At 68.5% G+C, this 23110-nt stretch carries 19 protein-coding genes; 12 read left to right on the plus strand and 7 right to left on the minus strand.

What is annotated here, in order from left to right:
- Positions 1-6: 6 nt before the first annotated feature.
- The 3 genes from ceoA to opcM are packed head-to-tail and all read left to right on the plus strand — an operon-like array spanning position 7 to position 6016.
- Positions 7-1224 (plus strand): multidrug efflux RND transporter periplasmic adaptor subunit CeoA, encoded by a 1218-nt coding sequence (ceoA, locus tag G3N62_RS12020; protein ID WP_034187788.1) that lies wholly within the window; start codon positions 7-9, stop codon positions 1222-1224.
- A 45-nt stretch (positions 1225-1269) separates the two neighbouring features.
- The gene (gene ceoB, locus G3N62_RS12025; RefSeq protein ID WP_034187789.1) at positions 1270-4470 is read left to right on the plus strand and encodes a multidrug efflux RND transporter permease subunit CeoB; all 3201 of its coding nucleotides are present in this window, start codon (positions 1270-1272) and stop codon (positions 4468-4470) included.
- A gap of 10 nt (positions 4471-4480) precedes the next feature.
- Positions 4481-6016 carry a multidrug efflux transporter outer membrane subunit OpcM gene (gene opcM, locus G3N62_RS12030; protein WP_034187790.1) on the plus strand — a complete coding sequence of 512 codons (1536 nt, stop codon included), beginning with the start codon at positions 4481-4483 and terminating at the stop codon, positions 6014-6016.
- A 94-nt stretch (positions 6017-6110) separates the two neighbouring features.
- Here opcM and G3N62_RS12035 read toward each other — a convergent pair whose 3' ends face one another.
- Positions 6111-6707 (minus strand): TetR/AcrR family transcriptional regulator, encoded by a 597-nt coding sequence (locus G3N62_RS12035; protein ID WP_059558960.1) that lies wholly within the window; start codon positions 6705-6707, stop codon positions 6111-6113.
- Between the two features lie 129 nt (positions 6708-6836).
- On the opposite strand from G3N62_RS12035, the gene G3N62_RS12040 reads away from it, so the two are divergent.
- Positions 6837-7268, plus strand: coding sequence for a hypothetical protein (locus G3N62_RS12040; protein ID WP_034187792.1), 432 nt, complete (start codon positions 6837-6839; stop codon positions 7266-7268).
- Between the two features lie 65 nt (positions 7269-7333).
- Here the strand turns inward: G3N62_RS12040 and G3N62_RS12045 are convergent, their stop codons facing one another.
- Positions 7334-8224, minus strand: coding sequence for a LysR family transcriptional regulator (locus tag G3N62_RS12045; RefSeq protein ID WP_124670356.1), 891 nt, complete (start codon positions 8222-8224; stop codon positions 7334-7336).
- 98 nt (positions 8225-8322) lie between these two features.
- Here G3N62_RS12045 and G3N62_RS12050 point away from each other — a divergent pair, with 98 nt between their 5' ends.
- The gene (locus G3N62_RS12050; protein ID WP_124670355.1) at positions 8323-8763 is read left to right on the plus strand and encodes a PACE efflux transporter; all 441 of its coding nucleotides are present in this window, start codon (positions 8323-8325) and stop codon (positions 8761-8763) included.
- Positions 8764-8865: 102 nt separating this feature from the next.
- On the opposite strand, the gene G3N62_RS12055 is transcribed toward G3N62_RS12050, so the two are convergent.
- The 5 genes from G3N62_RS12055 to G3N62_RS12075 all read right to left on the minus strand — a co-directional run bounded on the left by G3N62_RS12055 (position 8866) and on the right by G3N62_RS12075 (position 15059).
- Positions 8866-9717 carry an alpha/beta hydrolase gene (locus G3N62_RS12055; RefSeq protein WP_059558958.1) on the minus strand — a complete coding sequence of 284 codons (852 nt, stop codon included), beginning with the start codon at positions 9715-9717 and terminating at the stop codon, positions 8866-8868.
- 239 nt (positions 9718-9956) lie between these two features.
- A complete protein-coding gene (locus G3N62_RS12060) occupies positions 9957-10286 on the minus strand; it encodes a DUF3579 domain-containing protein (protein WP_049029252.1) in 330 nt (109 codons plus the stop codon).
- A 25-nt stretch (positions 10287-10311) separates the two neighbouring features.
- Entirely contained in the window at positions 10312-11673 is a 1362-nt protein-coding gene (locus tag G3N62_RS12065; protein WP_059558955.1) for a sigma-54 dependent transcriptional regulator, read from the minus strand.
- Positions 11663-13549 carry an ATP-binding protein gene (locus G3N62_RS12070; RefSeq protein ID WP_124670354.1) on the minus strand — a complete coding sequence of 629 codons (1887 nt, stop codon included), beginning with the start codon at positions 13547-13549 and terminating at the stop codon, positions 11663-11665. The genes G3N62_RS12065 and G3N62_RS12070 overlap by 11 nt, the downstream gene beginning before the upstream one ends.
- A gap of 145 nt (positions 13550-13694) precedes the next feature.
- Complete coding sequence (locus tag G3N62_RS12075) at positions 13695-15059, minus strand: 2-hydroxycarboxylate transporter family protein (RefSeq protein ID WP_049028681.1); 1365 nt, start codon at positions 15057-15059, stop codon at positions 13695-13697.
- Positions 15060-15489: 430 nt separating this feature from the next.
- On the opposite strand from G3N62_RS12075, the gene G3N62_RS12080 reads away from it, so the two are divergent.
- The 7 genes from G3N62_RS12080 (at position 15490) to zigA (ending at position 23093) form a co-directional block, all read left to right on the plus strand.
- Positions 15490-16320, plus strand: coding sequence for a MetQ/NlpA family ABC transporter substrate-binding protein (locus tag G3N62_RS12080; RefSeq protein ID WP_069706916.1), 831 nt, complete (start codon positions 15490-15492; stop codon positions 16318-16320).
- A gap of 11 nt (positions 16321-16331) precedes the next feature.
- Positions 16332-17759: an LLM class flavin-dependent oxidoreductase gene (locus G3N62_RS12085; protein ID WP_124670352.1), complete on the plus strand. Its 1428-nt coding sequence runs from the start codon at positions 16332-16334 to the stop codon at positions 17757-17759.
- Between the two features lie 18 nt (positions 17760-17777).
- A complete protein-coding gene (locus G3N62_RS12090) occupies positions 17778-18953 on the plus strand; it encodes an ATP-binding cassette domain-containing protein (protein WP_034187800.1) in 1176 nt (391 codons plus the stop codon).
- Positions 18946-19602, plus strand: coding sequence for a methionine ABC transporter permease (locus tag G3N62_RS12095; protein ID WP_034187801.1), 657 nt, complete (start codon positions 18946-18948; stop codon positions 19600-19602). The genes G3N62_RS12090 and G3N62_RS12095 overlap by 8 nt, the downstream gene beginning before the upstream one ends.
- Before the next feature lie 53 nt (positions 19603-19655).
- Entirely contained in the window at positions 19656-20498 is an 843-nt protein-coding gene (locus G3N62_RS12100) for a hypothetical protein (RefSeq protein ID WP_034187802.1), read from the plus strand.
- Positions 20495-21706: an acyl-CoA dehydrogenase family protein gene (locus G3N62_RS12105; protein WP_059558948.1), complete on the plus strand. Its 1212-nt coding sequence runs from the start codon at positions 20495-20497 to the stop codon at positions 21704-21706. Before G3N62_RS12100 ends, G3N62_RS12105 begins: the two co-directional genes overlap by 4 nt.
- Positions 21707-21884: 178 nt before the next feature.
- Positions 21885-23093 (plus strand): zinc metallochaperone GTPase ZigA, encoded by a 1209-nt coding sequence (gene zigA, locus G3N62_RS12110; RefSeq protein WP_185733095.1) that lies wholly within the window; start codon positions 21885-21887, stop codon positions 23091-23093.
- Positions 23094-23110 lie beyond the last annotated feature (17 nt).

The raw sequence follows: 23110 nt of genomic DNA on the forward strand, positions 1-23110 counted from the left end.
ATCCACATGGCCATCCTACGCACCTCCCGCTCGCGAATCGCCACCGCGGCGATCGTGACGCTCGCCGTCGTCGGCCTCGGCACGTTCGGCGCGATGCGCGTGAACGCGAACGCGCCCGAGAAAGCGGCGGCGCCGCTGCCCGAAGTCGACGTCGCGACCGTCGTGCCGCAAACCGTGACCGACTGGCAAAGTTATTCGGGCCGCCTCGAAGCAGTCGAGAAAGTCGACGTGCGTCCGCAGGTGTCGGGCACGATCGTCGCGGTGAACTTCAAGGACGGCGCGCTCGTGAAGAAGGGCGACGTGCTGTTCGTGATCGACCCGCGCCCGTACCAGGCCGAAACCGATCGCGCGGCCGCGCAGCTGGCCGCCGCGCAGGCGCGCAACGGTTATGCGCAGACGGACTGGCAGCGCGCGCAGCGGCTGATCGGCGACAACGCGATCGCGAAGCGCGACTACGACGAGAAGCAGAACGCGGCGCGCGAGGCGACGGCGAACCTGAAGGCCGCCGAAGCCGCGCTGGAAACGGCGCGCATCAACCTCGGCTATACGCGGATCACCGCCCCCGTGTCGGGCCGCGTGTCGCGCGCGGAAATCACGCTCGGCAACGTCGTGTCGGCCGGCGCGTCGGCCGCGCCGCTGACGACGCTGGTATCGGTGTCGCCGATCTACGCGTCGTTCGACGCGGACGAGCAGACCTACCTGCAATACATCAACGGCGCGCGCAACGGCCGCAAGGTGCCGGTGGAGCTCGGCCTCGCGAACGAAACGGGCTACTCGCGCAGCGGCGAGATCGATTCGGTCGACAACCGGCTCGATACGTCGTCCGGCACGATCCGCGTACGCGCGCGTTTCGACAACGCCGACGGCGCGCTCGTCCCGGGGCTCTATGCACGCGTGAAGGTAGGCGGCAGCGCGCCGCACGAGGCATTGCTCGTCGACGACGCGGCGATCAACACCGACCAGGACAAGAAGTTCGTGTTCGTCGTCGACCAGCAGGGCCGTGTGTCGTACCGCGAAGTGCAGCAGGGAATGCAGCACGGCAACCGGCGCGTGATCGTGAGCGGGCTGTCGGCCGGCGATCGCGTGATCGTGAACGGCACGCAGCGCGTACGCCCCGGCGAGCAGGTGAAGCCGCACATGGTCCCGATGACGGGCGGCGATGCGCCGTCCGCGCCGCTCGCGAACAACGCGAAGCCGGCCGCACCGGCGAAGGCGGATTCGTAAGCGGCCCGCCGCTTCGCATCCGCGTTCAACCAGACAGAGCCACACATGAACATTTCCAAATTCTTTATCGACCGGCCGATCTTTGCAGGAGTCCTATCGGTGATCATCCTGCTCGGCGGGGTGATCGCGATGTTCCTGCTGCCGATTTCGGAATATCCGGAAGTCGTGCCGCCTTCGGTGATCGTGAAGGCGCAGTATCCGGGCGCGAACCCGAAAGTGATCGCCGAGACGGTCGCGTCGCCGCTTGAAGAGCAGATCAACGGCGTCGAGGACATGCTCTACATGCAGTCGCAGGCGAACAGCGACGGCAACATGACGATCACCGTCACGTTCAAGCTCGGCACCGATCCGGACAAGGCCACGCAGCTCGTGCAGAACCGCGTGAACCAGGCGCTGCCGCGCTTGCCGGAAGACGTGCAGCGGCTCGGCATCACGACGGTGAAGAGCTCGCCGACGCTGACGATGGTGGTCCACCTGATCTCGCCGGACAACCGCTACGACATGACCTACCTGCGCAACTACGCGCTGATCAACGTGAAGGATCGCCTGTCGCGGATCCAGGGCGTCGGCCAGGTGCAGCTGTGGGGTTCGGGCGACTACGCGATGCGCGTATGGCTCGATCCGCAGAAGGTCGCGCAGCGCGGGCTGTCGGCCGAGGACGTCGTGCAGTCGATCCGCGAGCAGAACGTGCAGGTCGCGGCCGGCGTGATCGGCGCGTCGCCGTCGCTGCCCGGCACGCCGTTGCAGCTGTCGGTGAACGCGCGCGGCCGTCTGCAGACGGAAGACGAATTCGGCGACATCGTCGTGAAGACGACGCCGGACGGCGGCGTCACGCACCTGCGCGACATCGCGCGGATCGAGCTCGACGCGTCCGAATACGGGCTGCGCTCGCTGCTCGACAACAAGCCGGCCGTCGCGATGGCGATCAACCAGTCGCCGGGTGCGAACTCGCTGCAGATCTCGGACGAAGTCCGCAAGACGATGGCCGAGCTGAAGCAGGACATGCCGGCGGGCGTCGACTACAAGATCGTCTATGACCCGACGCAGTTCGTGCGCTCGTCGATCAAGGCCGTCGTGCACACGCTGCTCGAGGCGATCGCGCTGGTCGTGATCGTCGTGATCGTGTTCCTGCAGACCTGGCGCGCGTCGCTGATTCCGCTGATCGCGGTGCCGGTGTCGATCATCGGCACGTTCTCGCTGCTGCTGGCGTTCGGGTATTCGATCAACGCGTTGTCGCTGTTCGGGATGGTGCTCGCGATCGGGATCGTCGTCGACGATGCGATCGTCGTCGTCGAGAACGTCGAGCGGAACATCGAGAGCGGGATGAACGCGCGGCAGGCGACCTACAAGGCGATGCAGGAAGTGAGCGGGCCGATCATCGCGATCGCGCTGACGCTCGTCGCCGTGTTCGTGCCGCTCGCGTTCATGTCGGGCCTGACCGGCCAGTTCTACAAGCAGTTCGCGATGACCATCGCGATCTCGACGGTGATCTCGGCGTTCAACTCGCTGACGCTGTCGCCGGCGCTGTCCGCGATCCTGCTGAAGGGCCATGGCGACAAGGAAGACTGGCTCACGCGCGTGATGAACCGCGTGCTCGGCGGCTTCTTCCGCGGCTTCAACAAGGTGTTCCATCGCGGCGCGGAGAACTACGGCCGCGGCGTGCGCGGCGTGCTGTCGCGCAAGACGCTGATGCTCGGCGTGTACCTCGTGCTGGTGGGCGCGACCGTGCTCGTGTCGAAGGTCGTGCCGGGCGGCTTCGTGCCCGCGCAGGACAAGGAATACCTGATCGCGTTCGCGCAGCTGCCGAACGGCGCGTCGCTCGACCGTACCGAGAAGGTGATCCGCGACATGGGCTCGATCGCGCTGAAGCAACCGGGCGTCGAGAGCGCGGTCGCGTTCCCGGGGCTGTCGGTGAACGGCTTCACGAACAGCTCGAGCGCGGGCATCGTGTTCGTCACGCTGAAGCCGTTCTCGGAACGGCATGGCAAGGCGCTGTCGGCCGGCGCGATCGCGGGCGCATTGAACCAGCAGTACAGCACGATGAAGGATTCGTTCGTCGCGGTGTTTCCGCCGCCGCCGGTGCTGGGGCTCGGTACGCTCGGCGGGTTCAAGATGCAGATCGAGGATCGCGGCGCGGTCGGCTACGCGAAGCTGTCGGATGCGACCAACGACTTCATCAAGCGCGCGCAGCAGGCGCCTGAACTCGGCCCGCTGTTCACGAGCTACCAGATCAACGTGCCGCAGCTCAACGTCGATCTCGATCGCGTGAAGGCGAAGCAGCTCGGCGTGCCGGTGACCGACGTGTTCAACACGATGCAGGTGTATCTCGGCTCGCTGTACGTGAACGACTTCAACCGCTTCGGGCGCGTGTACCAGGTGCGCGTGCAGGCCGATGCGCCGTTCCGCCAGCGCGCGGACGACATCCTGCAGCTGAAGACGCGCAACGACAAGGGGGAGATGGTGCCGCTGTCGTCGCTCGTCACGGTGACGCCGACGTTCGGCCCCGAAATGGTCGTGCGCTACAACGGCTACACGGCGGCCGACATCAACGGCGGCCCGGCGCCGGGTTTCTCGTCGGGCCAGGCGCAGGCCGCGATCGAGCGCATCGCGCATGAAACGCTGCCGCGCGGCGTGCGGTTCGAGTGGACCGACCTCACGTACCAGCAGATTCTTGCCGGCGATTCGGCGATGTACGTGTTCCCGATCAGCGTGCTGCTCGTGTTCCTCGTGCTCGCGGCGTTGTACGAAAGCCTGACGCTGCCGCTCGCGGTGATCCTGATCGTGCCGATGAGCATTCTGTCGGCGCTGACGGGCGTGTGGCTCACGCAGGGCGACAACAACATCTTCACGCAGATCGGCCTGATGGTGCTGGTGGGGCTGTCGGCGAAGAACGCGATCCTGATCGTCGAGTTCGCACGCGAGCTCGAACACGACGGCAGGACGCCGCTCGAGGCCGCGATCGAGGCGAGCCGGCTGCGTCTGCGCCCGATCCTGATGACGTCGATCGCCTTCATCATGGGCGTGGTGCCGCTCGTCACGTCGACGGGGGCCGGGTCGGAAATGCGCCATGCGATGGGGGTCGCGGTGTTCTTCGGGATGCTGGGCGTGACGCTGTTCGGGCTGATGCTGACGCCGGTGTTCTACGTCGTGCTGCGGACGCTCGCGGGCGGCAAGATCCACGTCGCCGGCAAGGATTCGTCGGGTTACGGCGTGCCGCCGTCGGGCGCGTCGGCTTCGGATGCTTGAGGAAAACAAGATGGACAACATGCACAACACGAACGGCCTGATGCGCTTCGCGAAGGTGGCGGCCGCGAGCACCCTGCTCGCGACGCTGCTCGCCGCGTGCGCGGTGGGCCCCGACTACCAGCGTCCGGATGCCGCGGCGCCCGCCGCATTCAAGGAAGCGCCGACGCTTGCCGCCGGCGAGCAGGCCGGCACCTGGAAGACGGCCGAGCCGTCAGATGGCGCCCATCGCGGCGAATGGTGGAAGGTATTCGGCGACCCGGTGCTCGATTCGCTCGAGACCCAGGCGCTCGCCGCGAACCAGAACCTGAAGGCCGCGGCCGCGCGTGTCGAGGAAGCGCGCGCGGCGACGCGTTCGGCGCGTTCGCAATGGTTCCCGCAGGTCGGCGCCGGTTTTGGGCCGACGCGCGAAGGGCTGTCGTCGGCGTCGCAGTTCCAGCCGCAGGGCACGGGCCCGACCAACGCGACGCTGTGGCGCGCGCAGGGCACGGTGTCGTACGAGGCCGACCTGTTCGGCCGCGTCGGCCGCAACGTCGAGGCGTCGCGTGCGGACCAGGCGCAGAGCGAAGCGCTGTTCCGTTCGGTGCAGCTCGCGCTGCAGGCCGACGTCGCGCAGAACTACTTCGAACTGCGCCAGCTCGATGCGGACCAGGACCTGTACCGCCGCACGGTGGAGCTGCGCGAGCAGGCACTGACGCTCGTGCAGCGCCGCTTCAACGAAGGCGACATCAGCGAGCTCGACGTGTCGCGCGCGAAGAACGAGCTGGCCAGCGCGCAGGCCGATGCGGTCGGCGTCGCGCGCCGGCGTGCGGCGTCCGAGCATGCGCTCGCGATCCTGCTCGGCAAGGCGCCCGCGGATTTCGGGTTCAAGGAAACGCCGATCGTGCCGGTCGCGGTGAAGATTCCGCCGGGCCTGCCGTCCGCGCTGCTCGAACGCCGTCCGGACGTGTCGGCGGCCGAGCGCGCGATGGCCGCCGCGAATGCGCGGATCGGCCTCGCGAAGTCCGCGTACTTCCCGAAGCTCGATATCACGGGCTCGTTCGGTTATGAAGCGTCGACGCTCGGCAACCTGTTCCTGTGGTCGAGCCGCACGTTCCTGCTCGGGCCGTTCGCCGGCACCGCGCTGACGTTGCCGCTGTTCGACGGCGGCCGTCGCGCGGCCGGCGTGCAGCAGGCGCGCGCGCAGTACGACGAGCAGGTCGCGAACTACCGGCAGCAGGTGCTCGTCGCGTTCCGCGAGGTCGAGGACAATCTGTCCGACCTGCGCCTGCTCGACGACCAGATCCGCGCGCAGGATGCGGCCGTCAACGCGTCGCGCCGTGCGGCGAAGCTGTCTCGGACGCAGTACCAGGAAGGCGAGGTCGCCTATCTCGACGTGATCGACAGCGAGCGCTCGGTGCTGCAGTCGCAACTGCAGGCGAACCAGTTGACCGGCGCGCAGGCCGTGTCGACCGTCAACCTGATCCGCGCGCTCGGCGGCGGCTGGGGCGCGGCGCCGACGGCGGTCGGCGATGCGGCCTCCGTGAAGGCGGAAGTCGCAGCACGTTGACGCGGCGGCCCGTCAAGGGCCGTTCAGGCAGATGGTGGAGGCCAGTACCCCGATTCGCGGCAACGCGGATCGGGGTTTTTTCATTGGCCGGTCGTCAGGGCTGCCGTTCGGGCTGCACGTCCGTGCGCTCGGCGATCACGACTGCGTAGCGGCCGACCGCGTCGGCGATGCGCTGCGCGAGTTCGGGATCGCGCACGGCACGCGCGAGCGTGACGCCGCCCGACAGCAGCGCGAGGAACGCGATCGCGCGGTCGTCGTCGGGTGGGTCGCCGAGCCCGGACGACACTTCGTCGACGATCTGCCGCAACGCCTGTTCGTACGCGTCGCGCGTGTCGTCGTCGGCGCGCATCACTTCGGGCGACAGGCTCGGCAGCGCGCAGCTTTCGCCGAGTGCGCAGGTGCGCCGCGGCCCGAGATAGAACGACACGAACGGGCGCCGCCAGCGCGCGCCGTGTTCGGCCTTGAGCGCCGCGACGCCTTGCCGGAGCTGGTCGAGGCCGTCCAGCACGACGGTGCGGAACGCTTCGCCTTTCGATTTGAAATGCCCGTAGAACGCGCCGTTGGTGACGCCGGCCGCTTTCGTCAGCGGACCGATGCCGGAGCCGCCGTAACCCTCCTGGCGGAACAGGCGGCTCGCGGCTTCGAGGATGCGCGTGCGGGTTTCGTGCTTGTGCTCGACGGAATAACGCATGACAGGCTCGCTTCAGAGCGATCGCTCTCTTTATGACTTGCATAGAGAGCGATCAGTGTCTAATGTATAGAGAGTGACTGATATTTATATCACGTCACGATTCCGATGACCTGACCTGGAGAAAGTGCGATGCCGATTACGCTGACAGTATCCGAAGGGGTTTTCACGCCGGACGACGAGGGGCCGGTGTTTGCCGAGTTGACCGATGCGCTGCTGGAAGTCGAGGGCTTGACCGGGAACGGGTTCCTGGCGCCGAACGTGGTGGGCACGCTCAACGTGCTGCCGCGTAACAGGACCTTCGTGCACGGCCGCGCGGCGCCCGCCGCGTTCGTCGAACTGAAACTGCCTGCCGTGGCGCTCGCGGCGCCCGACAAGCAGCGGCAATTCGTCGAACGGGCGACCGGGATCGTGCTGCATCGCGCGGGCGGGCGCCTGACGCCGGCGCAGGTATGGGTGAATGTCGTGCATGCGGCCGATGGCGGATGGGGCATTGCCGGGCGGCGGTACGACAACGCAGCGCTCGTCGATTCGATTCAGGGCGCGGCGGTTGCCTCGCATTGATCGCAACTAACGGTCAGGCCGCCGGGCGTTGACCGACGGCGTGGCGGCGATGGCCGCCACGCCGGCTATTTGCCGTCGCCGGCCGCCCGCAGCGCGCGCACCAGCTCGCTCGCCGCCTTGCCGAGCTCCGTATGCTTCGGCCGCCGCAGATAAACGGGCAGCGGCAAGCCGTTGCGGATGTTCGCGAACACGAGCGGCGCGAGTTCGCCGTCGGCGACATACCGGCCGATCATGGATTCGGGCAGGTTCGCCCAGCCGTGCCCGGCCTTCACGAGCGAGATCGCGGTCGCCATGTCGGTCACTTTCCAGGTGCGGTTGCCGATCAGCGGCCGCACGTCGGTCAATGGCCGTTCGGGATCGGCGATCACGATCTGCCGGAAGCCCGACAGCCGCTCGATCCCTTCGGGATGCGCGGCTTCGGCGAGCGACGGATGATCGGGCGCCGCAACGGCTAGCAGCGTCTCGGTCCACAGCGCATGAATCTGCTCCCGCGGATGCAGGTCGAGCCCGCCGTACGCGACGCAGAGATCGACGGTGCCGCGATGCAGGGCGTCGACGATCGCGTCCTGCGGCGCGGTCACGATGCTGATCGCGAGCGCCGGGTATTTCGCGGCAACGGCGGTCAGCGCACGCGCAACGGGCGCGCCGTCGAGTTCGGCCGCGAGCCCGAGCCGCAGCGTGTCCTCGACGCCTTCCGACAAGTGCCGCGCCTGCGCACGCAGCGCATGCAGCCGATCGGCGATCGCACGCGCATCGGGCAGCAGCGCGATCATCGCGGCGGTTGGCGTCGGTTCGCGCGAGCCGCGATCGAACAGCACGAGATCGAGTTCGGCCTCGAGGTTCGCGATCGCCATGCTGACGGCCGACGGCGTGCGACCGAGCGCACGCGCGGCTGCCGAGAACGAGCCTTGGTCGATCACGGTCAGCAGCATGTCGATGTGATCGCTGGTCAGCATCGGCGGCCTCCTGTCAGCAAAATTGAAAGGACCTGACTTGGGCGGGCGGCGGCCCGCTGATAGTCTCGCCACCTTGTTCGACATGAAGGTGGATGGTCATGCAAGGGTGGAAGAGACGCATAGTTTACGTCGTGATGTTCGAGGTGCTCGGCATCCTCGTCGCGTCGTCGGTGCTCGGCATGCTGAGCGGGGCGAGTGTCGCGGCGAGCGGCCTGCTGGGCGTGATGATCTCGACGACGGGCGTCACGGTCAATTTTCTGTACAACCTCGCGTTCGAGGCATGGGAGCGGCGCAGCGCGGCGGCGACGCGCACGGTCGGGCGGCGTGTGGTGCATGCGATCGGGTTCCAGGTCGCGCTGGTGACGTTCCTGATTCCGCTGATCGCGTGGTGGCTCGACGTGTCGCTGTGGCAGGCGTTCCTGTACGACGCGGTGCTGATCGTGTTCTTCCCGATCTTCACGTTCACGTACAACTGGGCGTTCGACAGCGTGTTCGGATTGCCGGATGCGGTGACGCGCAAGGCCGAACCGGTCGTCTGAGGCAAAGGCAGGCGCAACGGCGCGACGCGGGGTTGGCCGCCCGCATCGTTTCGTGTCGGAGGGGAAAAGGCGTGACGGGCGGCGCGACAGCCGCCCCGGAAATCACGCGGCGACGAATTCGTGCACGTAACGGTTGAACACGGCGGGGCTCGCGGCGTTCATCCCGTGCGACGCGCCGGCGACGGTCTGCCGTTGCGCGTTGGCGATCCACTGCGACAGCGTATCGACGTTGTGGCGGAACATCTTCGGGCTGCGCTGGCCGTCGATCAGCAGCGTGCGGCATGCGATATCGCCGGCCGTGTGCTGCGAATACGCGGGCAGCGGGTCGCGCAGCTGTTTCGGCAGCGTGCTCGCGTTGTCGATCGCCATCGTGCGGAAGCGCGACGTGCTCTTTTTCCACGCGCCCGGCAGGCTCACCGAATCGACGAACATCTCGAGACCGGATTCGACGTCGCCCTGGCCGATCAGGTTCACGGCTTGCGTACGCAGCGCGAGCGCGGCGGCCGGCAGCGCGGCTTCGCGCACGCCCGGCTGCTGCAGCGGGCCGCCCGGATCGGCGAGCACGAGCGACTCGACGAGGTGCGGATGCTGGCGCGCGACGTTGAATGCAACGCTGCCGCCACGCGAATGGCCGACCAGGTGCACGGGGCCGAGATCGAGCGCGTCGATGAATTCGGCGAGCTCGTCGACGTGGTTCTGCCAGCTGAACTCGTCCTGGATGCCCGCTTCGACGGCCGGCCAGTAGTGGCTGAGGCTCGGCGCGATGCAGCGGTAGTGGGCCGACAGCGCGGCAAGTTGCGGATCCCAGTAGCGGTAGTCGCACAGCGAGCCGTGCACGAACACCATCGGCGCACCGCTGCCCCGCTCGACATACGGCAGGCTGATGCCCGACGAAAGCGTCGCAAATTGCAGGTCGGGGTTCGCGAGCACGGACGGCTCGATTCGCATGTTCATGACTGAAAGGCTCAAAGGTGCGTCAACACGACGCAACTATGCATCACGGCGACCTGCAAGGAAAACGCATAATTTTCATCGTGACGATCAATTTTTTTGATGGCTGCGGCGGAAACCCTTGTCGCAGCGTGGTCATGTGTCGAGGCCTTCAATCGTCTGACGATTCATTTCGCCGATGAAAGGGCGCGCGACGGCCCGCGCGCATGCGCCTTCGCCGCGAAAAAGAGGAGGCCCGCGTGTCAGCGCACCGTCAACGCGGGCGCGGTCTGAAGCGCGACGGGAAGGTCGTTGTCGGCGGCGAACTGCATCGCGAAGGCGAATGCGTCCGCGCATACGGTGCGCAATTCGTCCGACACGAACAGGCATTTGACGTTGTCGACGACGACGGGCATCGCGAGCCGCGACAGCGCGCAGGGATAGCCGGGCCGCCGTTCGCCGACGAACAGCGTGATGACGCCCGCGAGGCGCTCGGGCCAGTCGCTCGGGCGGAAGGTCTTCCGCGCGTGCGTGATGCCGCGGATCAGGTGGCCGGTGATGCGTCCGCGTTCGGTGACTTCGATGCGATCCATGCTGTCGTGCGTGCGCTCGTTCGCGTCATTCGCCACCGTCGGCCGCCGCGTCGCCGCGCGCGGGGATCCGCAGGTTGCGCAGCTTGTGATAGAGCGTCTTCTTCGGCATGCCGAGCGCGACGCTGGCATCGGCCACGTTGCCGTGGTGACGCTGCAGCATGTCCTCGATCAGCATCCGTTCGAAATACGCGAGCTGCTCCGCGAGCGTGCCGCCCACGACCGGCGCTGCGCCGGACGACAGCAGGCTGTCGCCGGTCAGCCCGAGCACGAAGCGGTCGGCCACGTTCTGCAGCTCGCGCACGTTGCCGGGCCACGCATGCGTCATCAGCTCGGACACCTGCGCGGCCGTGACGACCGGCGCCGGCTGCCCGAAGCGCCGCGCGGCCGCGAGCACGAAATGCTCGAACAGCAGCGGTACGTCCTCGCGCCGCTCGCGCAGCGGCGGCAGCTCGATCTGCGCGACGTTGAGGCGATACAGGAGGTCCGCGCGAAAGCGCCCGTCGGCCGCGAGTTCGGCGAGATCGGCCTTCGAGGCGGCCACCACGCGGCAGTCGACCGGAATCAGCTCGTTCGCGCCGAGCCGCTCGACCACGCGCTCCTGCAGCACGCGCAGCATCTTGATCTGCAGCGCAATCGGCATCGTCTCGATCTCGTCGAGGAACAGCGTGCCGCCGTCCGCCCATTCGATCTTGCCGATGCGCTTCTTGATCGCGCCCGTGAACGCGCCGGCTTCGTGGCCGAACAGTTCGCTCTCGAAGATCTGCTCGGGCAGGCCGCCGCAATTGAGCGCGACGAAGTGCGCGTCGCGCCGGCCGCCGAAGTCGTGCAGGCTGCGTGCGATGAGCTCCTTGCCGGTACCCGTCTCGCCGGTGATCAGCACCGACACCGCGGTGTCGGCGAGGCGCAGGATCTTCTTGCGCACGTCGGCCATCGCGGGCGACTTGCCGAGCACGAACGCTTCGATGCCCTGCCAGTTGTTCAACGCCGCGCGCAGCCCCTGCACCTCGAGCGTCAGGCGGCGCTTCTCGACCGCGCGCGCGACGCGCCCGGCGATCACGTCCGACGAAAACGGCTTCTCGATGAAGTCGTACGCGCCGACCTGCATCGCGCCGACGGCCGTCGAGATGTCCGCGTGGCCGCTGATCAGCACGACCGGGATCTGCGCATCGACGGCCATCACGCGGTCGAGCAGCTGCAGCCCGTCGATGCCTGGCATCCGCACGTCCGACACGATCACGACCGGCGCGCCCGGTGCGACGTGGGCGAGCGCGTCGGCGGCCGACGCGAATGCGTCCACCGGGAACCCGGCGAGCGCGACGGCCTGCTCGACGCCGATCCGGACGTTTTCATCGTCCTCGACGACCAGCACGCGAATCTTATCTTCCATGCTCTATCCTCTGTTGCGGCGTGGCCGCCGCGAATTCGATACTGAACTGCGCGCCGCCCTCGTCGCGGTTCGTCGCGGCGATCCTCGCGCCGAACGCCTCGACGAGGCGCGACGTGATCGCGAGGCCGAGCCCGAGGCCCTGGCCGCGCGGCTTGGTCGTGACGAACGGCTCGAACAGGTGCGGCAGCACGTCGGGCGCGATGCCGGCGCCGCTGTCGGCCACCGTGAAGCGCACGCGGCCCGCTTCGTCCGGCCCGGCGGCTTCGATGACGATGCGGCGCACCGGTGCGTCGTGCACCGCGTCGAGCGCGTTGCCGAGCAGGTTCACGATCACCTGCTGCAACTGGCTCGACTCGGCCGACACGGTCGTGCCGGGGGCGATGTTCACGTCGAGCCGCACGCCTTCGTCGCGAATCCGCGCGTCGTAGATCAGCCGCGCATGCGCAACGGCCTCGTTCAGCGACACCGCGACGCGTTCGACGTCGGGCTTGCGCGCGAAGGTCTTCAGCTCACCGGTGAGCACGGCCATGCCGTCGACCAGCTTGCCGATCCGTTCGAGGTTCGCGAGCGCCGGCGCCGGCTGGCCGCGCTCGAAGAACGTGCGCGCGTTGTCGCACAGCGTGCGGATCGCGACGAGCGGCTGGTTCAGCTCGTGGGTGAGGCCGGCGGCCATCTGCCCGAGCACCGCGAGCTTGCCCGCATGCACGACTTCCTGTTGCGACGCGCGCAGCCGCTGCTCGGTGCGCTCGCGCTCGACGATCTCGCGCTGCATCCGCTCGTTCGCGGCCGTCAGCGCGGCCGTGCGCTGCGCGACGGTCAGTTCGAGCCGGTCGTTCGCGCGGCGCAGCGCGTCCTGCGCGTTCAGCCGCGCGACGATCGCCCGGCGGCGCTGGATCGCATAGCCGGCCAGCAGCGCCGCGATCAGGAACGCGCCGGTGACGAACACGAACGCCGTCTGCTGCTGGCGCCGCGCGCCCGCGATGTCGAGCAGCACCATCAGCGAATCGCCGGCCTGCGGCGCGGGGCGCGACATCACGAGATAACGCGTGGTGTGGCCGGCGCGGCGTGGATCGGGGAACGTGCCGAACCACGCGGCCGAGCTGCGGTCGCCGATGCGGCGGTACGGCAGCGCGTCGACGGTGCGGCCCGCGTATTGGCGCGACGCCTGGATGTCGCGCTGCTGCTGCGCGGTGATCGGGCGCAGCGCGGTGAATTTCCATGCGGGCTCGGTCGAGATCACGACCACGCCGTTGCCGTCGACGACCATCGCGGCGACGCCCGGCGCGCGCCAGGCCGATTCGAGCGGATCGACGCTGATCTTCACGGCGGCCACGCCGATCGGCACGCCGTCGTCGCGCACCGCGCTCGCGAAATAGACGCCCGGCACGCCCGTGTTGGTGCCGATCCCGAAGAAGCGGCCGCTGCCGCGCGCGAGCGCGTCCTTGAAGTACGGCCGGTACGACACGTTGGTGCCGACGAAGCTGATCGTCTCGTTCCAGTTGCTGGCGGCGATCACCTCGCCCTGCAGGTCGATCACGTCGACCGCGCCGCTGCCGGCGTCGCGGTTCACGGCTTCGAGGTAGGTGTTTACCGAGTGCACGAGCGCGGGCGCATCGTGCGGCGCGGCCTTCAGCATCGCGCGTACGCCGTCCTGCCGCGCGACGAGGCCCGGCAGGATCTCGAAGCGGCCGAGTTCGCTCTTCAGGCTCGACGCATACAGGTCGAGCCGGTGCGCGCCGGTTTCCTCGAGCGCGTCGATCGCGCGTTCCCACGCGAAATCGACGGCGGCGCCCGCCACGCCGACATACAGCGCGGCGGCCGACGCCCAGCCCCACCACGGGATTCCCTTGAAGCCCTTTTGCACGTTCGCCCTCATCGAAGCCCGCTACCGTCCGTCCGCCACCGGCCGTCCGCCACCTGCCCTCCGCAACCGGCCCTCCCTAACGACACGCGCCGCGCGCCGGCGAGGCCGGCGGCGGCGCGTGCGAAGCAGCCTGCGCGACGGTGCGCGCGGCCGCGCATCAACCGAAGTGCGCGACCAGGATCAGCGTCACCGTGACGACGATCGCGCCGCCGATCCGCGTCGCGATCTGCGCGAACGGCATCAGCTGCATCCGGTTCGCGGCGGTCAGGATCGCGACGTCGCCGGTGCCGCCTTGCCCGCTGTGGCAGGCGTTCACGATTGCGGTGTCGATAGGGTACATCTTCAGCAGGCGGCCGACCACGAAACCGGTGCCCATCAGCGTCGCGACGGTCGACACGATCGTGACCACGTTGACGATCGTGAACGCGGCGGTCAGCTTGTCCCACGGCGTCATCGCGACGCCGATCGCGAACAGCAGCGGATACGTGACGGCGGTCGAGAAGAACTTGTAGACGACGAACGCGCCTTCCTGCAGCGGCGGCGACACCGCGCGCGCGAGCTTCACGAGCACCGCGAGGAACAGCATCGCGACCGGCGCGGGCAAGCCGAACAGCTTGTGCGCCATCAGGCCGACGAGGTACAGCGTGATGGCGGTGATGCCGGCGCCCGCGATGTGCGTGACATCGACGTGGCCGCGGATCTCTTCGCTTTCCGGCGTCATGTCGCCGCTTTCGCCGACCTGCAGGCGGCCGTTGCCGGTCAGGTGCGGCAGCCGCTTGCCGAGCATGTCGAGCGCGCCCGACAGGATGATCGCGGTCAGGCTGCCGAGCATCACCGGCGGCAGCACCATCGCGAACATCTCGCCCTGCGGCAGGTGCATCAGTTCCGAATAGCCGATCGACAGCGGAATCGCGCCTTCGCCGACGCCGCCCGCCATGATCGGCACGACGATGTACAGCAGCGTGTGGCGCGCGCCGAGGCCGAGCGCGGTGCCGACGGCCGTGCCGACGATCGCCGCGGCGACCGAACCGGCCGCGAGCGGGATGAAGATCTTCACGAAGCCCTGGATCAGCACGCGGCGATCCATGCTCAGGATGCTGCCGACGATGATCGACGCGATGAACAGGTACAGGAAGTTGGTCGACTTCGTGAATTCGACGGTCAGGTTCAGCACCGGCTTCGGCAGCACGTGGTAGTACGTGAGCGCTGACGGCACGAAGGTCGCGAAGATCGCGGCCGCGCCGATGTTGCGCAGGAGCGGCAGGCGCTTGCCGAGTTCCGCGCAGGTGAAGCCGAAGAACGCGAGCACGGCGATCGCCATCGAGATTTCGCCCGGCACCTTGCCCGTCACCGCGAAACCGACGATCAGCGCGAACAGGATCACGTAGACGGGCAGCGGGATGATGCCGATGCGGATTTCCATCAGCTTCCACCAGCCTTCCGGCCAGAAGCGTGCGCGCGTGGCGGGGCCGGCTTCGGCAATCGGCTCGGGATGGGACGGGGTATGGATAGAGGTCTGCAAGACGTGTCTCCTGATGTTGGAATGCCTGCATCGCTTCGCGGCATCGTGTGCCGTCTGTTACGCAACCCCCGTGCCAGGAATCCGGCCTGCCGGAATATTTTCAATCCGTTGATTCATAAGGGATTTGTTTCGTCTGCGGAAAGGGTTGGCCGGCCGGCTGGCCGAGATTTCGGAATTCGCCGCGCGCCCAGGCCGAGATTTCGGCCTGGCACCCGGTCCGGCGTCCGGCCGGCCCTTCGGGCGCGCCCGGCCGCCCGCCATATCGCCGCGCGCGATTTTCTTCCCACAATCGCTTCGTAGACCGCCTCCGCGCCGCTCTCTATCATCGGCTGATCCTTTTCCGATGCGATGACGACCGTCCGGAGAACGCCCATGCGTTCGCCGCGGCGCCGCTCATCCGTCGATACCGTCTTTGGACAGGAGTGGTTTCATGCTGCATCCCGTTTTTTCCGCCCGCTTTTCCGCCGGCCGCACGGCTCGCCTGCTGATGGCCGCGCTGCTCGGCGTCGTGCTGCTGAACGGCGCGCGCGCCGACACCCCGCCGCTGAAGGTCGGCATCTCGACCAGCCCGCAGATCGAGGCACTGAAGATCGCCGCGAAGGAAGCGAAAGAGCAGGGGCTCGACGTGAAGATCGTCGAGTTCACCGACTGGAATACGCCGAACGCCGCGCTCGCGAACAAGGACATCGACGTCAACTACTTCCAGCACATCCCGTTTCTCGAGAACGCGAAGAAGCAGGGCGGCTACAACTTCATCTCGATCGCGCCCGGCACGATCATGAAGATCGGCCTCTATTCGAAGAAGGTGAAGCGCTTCGACGAACTGAAGGACGGTGCGCGCGTCGCGATCGCGAACGATCCGGTCAACGGCGGGCGCGGCTTGCTGCTGCTGCAGCGCGCCGGGCTCATCACGCTGAAGCCGGGCGCCGATTACCGCGCGACCACGCACGACATCGTCGCCAACCCGAAGCATCTGAAGATCATCCCGCTCGAGGCGTCGCAGCTCGCGCGCTCGCTCGACGACGTCGATCTCGCGCAGGGCTACCCGAGCTTCATCAAGCTTGCCGGCACGACCGATCCGAACAGCGCGCTGCTGTTCGACGGCACCGAGAACAAGAACTTCGCGATCCAGTGGGTCGTGCGGCCCGAGAGCGCGAACGATCCGCGCATCCGCAAGTTCATCGCGATCTACCAGCACTCGCCGGCCGTGCGCCGTGCGCTCGACAACGCGTTCGGCTCGCTGTACGCGATCGCGTGGTGACGGAGGCAGGCATGACGACGGCGAACCGCAAGAAGATCCTGCTCAACGCGTTCAACATGAACTGCGTCGGGCACATCAACCACGGGCTGTGGACGCATCCGCGCGACCGCTCCGCGCACTACACCGATCTCGACTACTGGGCCGATCTCGCGAAGACGCTCGAACGCGGCAAGTTCGACGGGATCTTTCTCGCGGACATCGTCGGCGTATACGACGTGTTCGGCGGCGGCCCCGAAGCGGCGCTGCGCGAATCGGTGCAGGTGCCGGTCAACGATCCGCTGCTGCTCGTGCCCGCGATGGCGCAGGTCACGCGGCATCTCGGCTTCGGCGTGACCGCGAACCTGACCTACGAGCCGCCTTATCTGTTCGCGCGCCGCATGTCGACGCTCGATCATCTGACGAAAGGCCGCGTGGGCTGGAACATCGTCACCGGCTACCTCGACAGCGCCGCGCGCGGGATGGGCCTCGCGCAGCAAATCGGCCACGACGACCGCTACGAGCGCGCGGACGACTACATGGACGTCGTCTACAAGCTGTGGGAACAGAGCTGGGACGACGACGCGGTGATCCGCGATGCGCAGGCGCGCGTGTTCGCGCAGCCGGGCAAGGTGCGGCGCGTGAAGCACGACGGGCCGTTCTATTCGGTCGACGCGATCCATCTGAGCGAGCCGTCGCTGCAGCGCACGCCGGTGCTGTACCAGGCCGGGTCGTCGGCGCGCGGCGTCGAGTTCGCGGGCCGTCACGCGGAATGCGTGTTCGTGAACGGGCAGAGCAAGGCGGCCGCGCGCGCGGCGGCGCTCGACATCCGCGCGGCCGCCGCGCGGCAGGGCCGCGATCCGGCATCGATCCGGATCTTCGCGGGCGTGAGCGTCGTGACGGCCGAGACCGAGCGGCTCGCACGCGAGAAATTCGACGAATACCGGCGCTATGCGAGCCCCGAAGCCGGCCTCGCGCATTTCGCGAGCTCGACCGGCATCGATTTCGCGCAGTACGGCCTCGACGAGCCGATCTCGTACGTGAAGACCGATTCGATCCAGTCGGCCGTCGACGCGATCTCGCGCAAGAGCACGACCGGCACGTGGACCGTGCGGCGCATGCTCGAACAGATGTCGCTCGGCGGCCGTTACGCGCCGATCGTCGGCTCGCCGTCGCAGGTCGCGGACGAACTGCAGTCGTGGATCGACGAGACCGGCATCGACGGCTTCAACCTGACGCGCACCGTGATGCCCGAATCGTTCGAGGATTTCGTCGACTGGGTCGTGCCGGAACTGCAGAACCGCGGCGTCTACAAGGAAGACTACGATCCCGCGCCGACGCTGCGCGAGAAGCTGTTCGGCGCGGGCCCGCGCCTGCCCGCGTGGCACACCGGCGCGCAGCACCGGCCGGCCGCCGCGGCGCAAACCGAACCCGCGCATCCCGCGCATCCCGCGCATGCGTGAACCTGACGGAGCGAAGCGATGACGCAATTGTTCGATACGCTGGGTTTCATCGAGCCGTCGGCCGTGCGGGCCGGCGCGGGGGCCGCGGCGCGTGACGAAGCGGCCGCGCGATATGACGGCGTGGCCGTCTCGCTGGAGCAGGTCGGCAAGGTATTCGCGACGCCGCGCGGCCACGCTGCCGCGCTGCGTGACGTGACGCTCGACGTGCGGCGCGGCGAGGTGTTCGGGATCATCGGCCGCAGCGGCGCCGGCAAATCGACGCTGCTGCGGCTCGTGAACGGTCTCGAACGGCCGAGTTCGGGCCGCGTGCGCGTGCAGGGCGTCGACGTCGGCGCGCTCGACGAGGACGGGCTCGTCGCGCTGCGTCGGCGCACCGGCATGGTGTTCCAGCATTTCAACCTGCTGTCCGCGAAGACGGTGTTCGAGAACGTCGCGCTGCCGCTGAAGATCGCCGGCGTGCCGAAGGCCGAGCGCGTGCGCAAGGTCGAGGCGCTGCTCGATCTCGTCGGGCTCGCGGCCAAGCGCGATGCGTATCCGGCGAGCCTGTCGGGCGGGCAGAAGCAGCGCGTCGGCATTGCCCGCGCGCTCGTGCACGATCCCGAGGTCCTGCTGTGCGACGAGGCGACGTCGGCGCTCGATCCGGAGACGACGCAATCGATCCTCGCGCTGCTCGCCGACATCAACCGCCGCCTCGGGCTGACGATCGTGCTGATCACGCACGAGATGGAAGTGATCCGCGCGGTGTGCGATACGGTCGCGGTCATCGAACAGGGGGAAGTGGTCGAAACGGGCGCCGTGTGGCGTGTGTTCGGCGATCCGCGCCACGGCGCGACGCGCGCGCTGCTCAGTACGCTGCAGCATGACCTGCCGGCCGAGCTGGCCGCGCGTGTGCAGCCGCTGCCCGAACAGGCCGCGTTGCCCGACGGTGCGCAGGTCGTGCTCGACGTCCGCTATACGGGCGAGAGCGGCGGCGAGCCCGACGTCGGCGCGCTCGCGGCGGCGCTCGGCGGCTCGGTGCGGTTCCTGCACGGCGGCATCGAGCGTATTCAAGGCCATGCGCAGGGGCGGCTCGTGATCGCGGCCGCGCCCGGCGTGGACGACACGGGCGCGCAGCCTGCGCGCCGCGCGGTCGCCGTGCTGCTCGAACGCGCGCGGCGCCACGCGAATCACGCGGAGGTGCTCGGTTATGTTTGAGCTCTGGTGGCCCGAACTGCTCGACGCGATCCGCGACACGCTGTCGATGGTCGCGGCATCGGCCGCGATCGCCGCGCTGCTCGGCATTCCGCTCGCGGTGATCCTCGTCACTACCGCACCCGGCGGGATCTACGCGCGGCGCGGCGTGAACGCGGTGCTCGGCGCGCTCGTCAACGTGTTCCGCTCGACGCCGTTCATCATCCTGCTCGTCGCGCTGCTGCCGTTCACGCGCGTGCTGATCGGCACGACGATCGGCGTGTGGGCAGCCGTCGTGCCGCTGTCGATCGCCGCGATCCCGTTCTTCGCGCGGATCGCCGAAGTGAGCCTGCGCGAAGTCGATCGCGGGCTGATCGAGGCGGCGCTCGCGATGGGCGCGAAGCGCCGCCACATCGTGTGGCACGTGCTGCTGCCGGAGGCGCTGCCCGGCATGCTCGGCGGCTTCACGATCACCGTCGTCGCGCTGATCGGCTCGACCGCGATGGCGGGCGCCGTCGGCGCGGGCGGGCTCGGCGATCTGGCGATCCGCTACGGCTATCAACGTTTCGACACCACCGTCATGGCGACCGTGATCGTGATCCTGATCGCGCTCGTCTCGGCCGTGCAAATCACGGGCGACCGCCTGGTCCGACGCGTGACCCGGCGTACCTGAGCGACGCCACAAGCGTCCGCTCGTTTCATTCCTGATCCTGAGAGAACCTACCCATGACCTTGCCCATCGGCGCTCCGCGCGAGTGGAACGGAGCATTCGAGGAAGCGCTGTTCCTGGACGTGGCGCGACGCCACCGTCCGGACTTTCCGGCCAAGCTCGCGACACCGCCGCGCGAGCCGCGCAACGACGACGAACTGGCCGCCGTCGCCGACTACTACACGAAGATGGCGTCGCACGACCTGTTCATCGTGCAGGTCGTCGCGAAGGCGATCGACACGCTGTTCCGCGACGATCCGCATTTCCAGCTGATCCTGTCGCGCCAGCTCGGCGACGACGGCGCGCACGCGGTGATCGGCCGCGAACGCGTCACCGAACTGACGGGGCGCGATCCGCTGCCGGAAGTCGACCGGCTCGTCGCCGCGCACTGGGCGCGCATCGGCGACATCGCGGTGCGCGACGTCGCGGGTTTTCTTGCGTTCGAATGGCATTACGAGCTGCACATCCTCGCGAAGCTGTGGATCCAGCGCAAGACCGGCCGCATTGGCGACAGCGCGATGCGCGAGCATGGCGAGAACCGGATCCGGCCGGACGAGGAGTGGCATCGCGTGCAGATCGTCCAGTGGTGGTTCGACACGCTGAAGGCGCTGCCGGCCGCCGAGCGCGACGCGCTGATCGATCGCGTGATCGCGGCCGACGAGGAAACGCAGGCACGGCTCGACGGTTATCTGCACGACGAATACGCGCACACCGCGCACGTGTTCGGCGCCGATATCGCCGAATACCGCGCGATCTACGACGACTGGCGGCGCGAGATCCTGTCGCGCCTCACCGGCCGCCGGCTCGAGGCGCTGGTGCCGCTGTCGGGCGCAACCGTCGCACAGGAAGCCCTTGCATGAACGATCCACGCGGCCCGGCGACCTTCGCGCCGGATACCGATGCACCGGCCGTCGACCGCGACGCGCTGGCGCGCGCGATCGACGCGCTGCGCGTGACCGCCGCCGAGCGCGACCGAACGGGCGGTCACGCGGCGCAGGAGAAACAGTGGCTTGCCGACGCGGGCCTGTTGACGCTCGCGGTGCCGCGCGCGTTCGGCGGGCAGGAAGCCGCATGGCCCGAGATCTACGACGCGATCCGGCAGGTCGCGCGCGTCGACAGCGCGCTCGCGCATCTCGTCGGGTTCCAGTGCCTGCAGGTGGTGAGCGTCGACGTATGGGGCAACCCGGCGCAGCGCGAACGCTATCTGCGCGGCACGGTCGAGCAGCGCTGGTGGTGGGGCAATGCGGTCAATCCGCTCGATACGCGGCTCATCGCCACGGCGACGCCCGACGGCGGCTACCGGCTCGACGGCGTGAAGGGCTTCTGTTCGGGTACGCGCGGGTCGCAGCGCATGACGGTGTCCGCGCACGATCCGGCAACCGGCCGCACCGTGTTCGGCGTCGTGCCGACCGATCGTCCGGGGATCACGGTCAACGAGGACTGGGACCCGATCGGCCAGCGCCAGACCGACAGCGGCAGCGTGCGCTTCGACGGCGTGACGCTCGCGGCGGACGAGGTGCTGCATCGTTCCGAAGCGCCGCCGACGCCGCGCGCGACGCTGCGCACGCTCGTGTCGCAGCTCGTGCTGACGAACCTGTTCGTCGGCCTGGCGGAAGGCGCGTTGGCCGAGGCGCGCGATTACGTGCGGCAGCACGGCCGCCCGTGGATTCACGCGGACGTCGCGCAGGCGGAAGACGATCCGTACACGCTGCAGCGTGTCGGCGACATGCGCGTGCGCGCGATCGCCGCGGCGGCACTGGCCGATCGCGCGGCCGCTGCGTTGCAGCGCGCGTGGGCGCGTCAGGATGCGCTGACGGCCGACGCGCGCGCCGACGTCGCGCTTGCGGTATCGGAAGCGAAGATCGTCGCGCAGCGCGCGGCGCTCGACAACGGCGAAGCACTGTTCGACGCGTGCGGCGCGCGCGCGACGGCCGCGTCGCTCGGCCTCGACCGTTTCTGGCGGAATGCGCGCACGCATACGCTGCACGATCCGCTCGACTACCGGTTGCGCGATGTCGGCCGGTTCGCGCTGACGGGGGAATTGCCGCAGGCGTCGCTTTATACGTGACGGCAATACGGGCGCGGGGCCGCTGCGCGGCGGCTCCGCGCCGACGGTCCGGTGCGGGCGCTTGCCGTTCCGGCCGACACGTCGTTCGATCGGAGCGCTGGACGTTCGAAATGATATGTTATATCGTTGCGATACAATATATCATCTGCTCCTCGACCTCCTCTTCCGGAATCGCCCGATGCGCACCGCACCCCGTCCGTCCACGCGGCTTCCCGTGACCGTCCTGTCCGGCTTCCTCGGCGCCGGCAAGACGACGCTGCTCAACCACATCCTCAACAATCGCGAGGGCCGGCGCGTCGCGGTCATCGTCAACGACATGTCCGAGGTCAACATCGATGCGGCGCTCGTGCGCGACGGCGGCGCGGGCCTGTCGCGCACCGACGAGAAGTTGGTCGAGATGAGCAACGGCTGCATCTGCTGCACGTTGCGCGAGGATCTGCTGATCGAGGTCGACCGACTCGCGCGCGAAGGGCGCTTCGACCAGCTCGTGATCGAATCCACCGGCATCTCGGAGCCGCTGCCGGTGGCCGAGACGTTCACGTTCGAAGGCGAGGACGGCCGCAGCCTCGGCGAAGTCGCGCGGCTCGACACGATGGTGACGGTGGTCGACGCATTCAATTTCCTGCGCGACTACGCGTCGCGCGACAGCCTGCGGTCGCGCGGCGAATCGATGGGCGACGACGACGCGCGCACGGTCGTCGATCTGCTGGTCGACCAGATCGAGTTCTGCGACGTGATCGTGATCAACAAGATCGACCTGATCGACGCCGGCGCGCGCGAGCGGCTGGTCGCGCTGCTGCGCGGGCTGAACCCGCGCGCGCGGATCGAGATCGCCGAGTTCGGCAAGGTGCCGCTCGAGCGCGTGCTCGACACGGGCCTGTTCGACTTCGACGAGGCGTCGCGCGCGCCGGGCTGGCTGCAGGAGATGCGCGGCACGCATACGCCGGAGACCGACGCGTACGGGATCCGCAGCTTCGTCTACCGCGCGCGGCGGCCGTTCCATCCGCGGCGCTTCTTCGAGCTCGTCGAAAGCGAATGGCCGGGCGTCGTCCGCTCGAAGGGGTTCTTCTGGCTGGCCACGCATCCGACCGTCGCCGGGTCGTGGTCGCAGGCCGGGGCGGTCGCGCGGCACGGGCCGGCGGGGTACTGGTGGGCGGCCGTGCCGCCCGAGCGCTGGCCGCGGGACGCCGAGGCCGTCGCGCAGATCCGCGCGCGCTGGGACGAGCGCGTCGGCGACGCCCGCCAGGAACTCGTGCTGATCGGCATGGACATGGACGAGCCCGCGCTGCGTGCGCGCCTCGACGCGTGTCTGCTGACCGACGCCGAGATGGCCGCCGGCCCCGAACACTGGACCACGTGGGACAACCCGTTTCGCGACTGGTCCTGACCTGAACGCGCGCTGCC

Origin of the sequence: Burkholderia sp. Tr-20355, assembly GCF_017104685.1 — a bacterium.
Lineage (GTDB): Bacteria > Pseudomonadota > Gammaproteobacteria > Burkholderiales > Burkholderiaceae > Burkholderia > Burkholderia seminalis.

What these genes read in the sequence shown, in the direction of transcription:
- G3N62_RS12065 (WP_059558955.1), bottom strand. Translation starts at nt 11,673, where the DNA reads ATGGAAGATAAGATTCGCGTGCTGGTCGTCGAGGACGATGAAAACGTC.
- G3N62_RS12085 (WP_124670352.1), top strand. Translation starts at nt 16,332, where the DNA reads ATGACGACGGCGAACCGCAAGAAGATCCTGCTCAACGCGTTCAACATG.
- G3N62_RS12045 (WP_124670356.1), bottom strand. Translation starts at nt 8,224, where the DNA reads ATGCTGACCAGCGATCACATCGACATGCTGCTGACCGTGATCGACCAA.
- G3N62_RS12105 (WP_059558948.1), top strand. Translation starts at nt 20,495, where the DNA reads ATGAACGATCCACGCGGCCCGGCGACCTTCGCGCCGGATACCGATGCA.
- G3N62_RS12055 (WP_059558958.1), bottom strand. Translation starts at nt 9,717, where the DNA reads ATGAACATGCGAATCGAGCCGTCCGTGCTCGCGAACCCCGACCTGCAA.
- G3N62_RS12100 (WP_034187802.1), top strand. Translation starts at nt 19,656, where the DNA reads ATGACCTTGCCCATCGGCGCTCCGCGCGAGTGGAACGGAGCATTCGAG.
- G3N62_RS12080 (WP_069706916.1), top strand. Translation starts at nt 15,490, where the DNA reads ATGCTGCATCCCGTTTTTTCCGCCCGCTTTTCCGCCGGCCGCACGGCT.
- G3N62_RS12040 (WP_034187792.1), top strand. Translation starts at nt 6,837, where the DNA reads ATGCCGATTACGCTGACAGTATCCGAAGGGGTTTTCACGCCGGACGAC.
- G3N62_RS12090 (WP_034187800.1), top strand. Translation starts at nt 17,778, where the DNA reads ATGACGCAATTGTTCGATACGCTGGGTTTCATCGAGCCGTCGGCCGTG.
- ceoA (WP_034187788.1), top strand. Translation starts at nt 7, where the DNA reads ATGGCCATCCTACGCACCTCCCGCTCGCGAATCGCCACCGCGGCGATC.
- G3N62_RS12060 (WP_049029252.1), bottom strand. Translation starts at nt 10,286, where the DNA reads ATGGATCGCATCGAAGTCACCGAACGCGGACGCATCACCGGCCACCTG.
- G3N62_RS12070 (WP_124670354.1), bottom strand. Translation starts at nt 13,549, where the DNA reads ATGAGGGCGAACGTGCAAAAGGGCTTCAAGGGAATCCCGTGGTGGGGC.
- G3N62_RS12035 (WP_059558960.1), bottom strand. Translation starts at nt 6,707, where the DNA reads ATGCGTTATTCCGTCGAGCACAAGCACGAAACCCGCACGCGCATCCTC.
- zigA (WP_185733095.1), top strand. Translation starts at nt 21,885, where the DNA reads ATGCGCACCGCACCCCGTCCGTCCACGCGGCTTCCCGTGACCGTCCTG.
- G3N62_RS12050 (WP_124670355.1), top strand. Translation starts at nt 8,323, where the DNA reads ATGCAAGGGTGGAAGAGACGCATAGTTTACGTCGTGATGTTCGAGGTG.
- G3N62_RS12095 (WP_034187801.1), top strand. Translation starts at nt 18,946, where the DNA reads ATGTTTGAGCTCTGGTGGCCCGAACTGCTCGACGCGATCCGCGACACG.
- ceoB (WP_034187789.1), top strand. Translation starts at nt 1,270, where the DNA reads ATGAACATTTCCAAATTCTTTATCGACCGGCCGATCTTTGCAGGAGTC.
- opcM (WP_034187790.1), top strand. Translation starts at nt 4,481, where the DNA reads ATGGACAACATGCACAACACGAACGGCCTGATGCGCTTCGCGAAGGTG.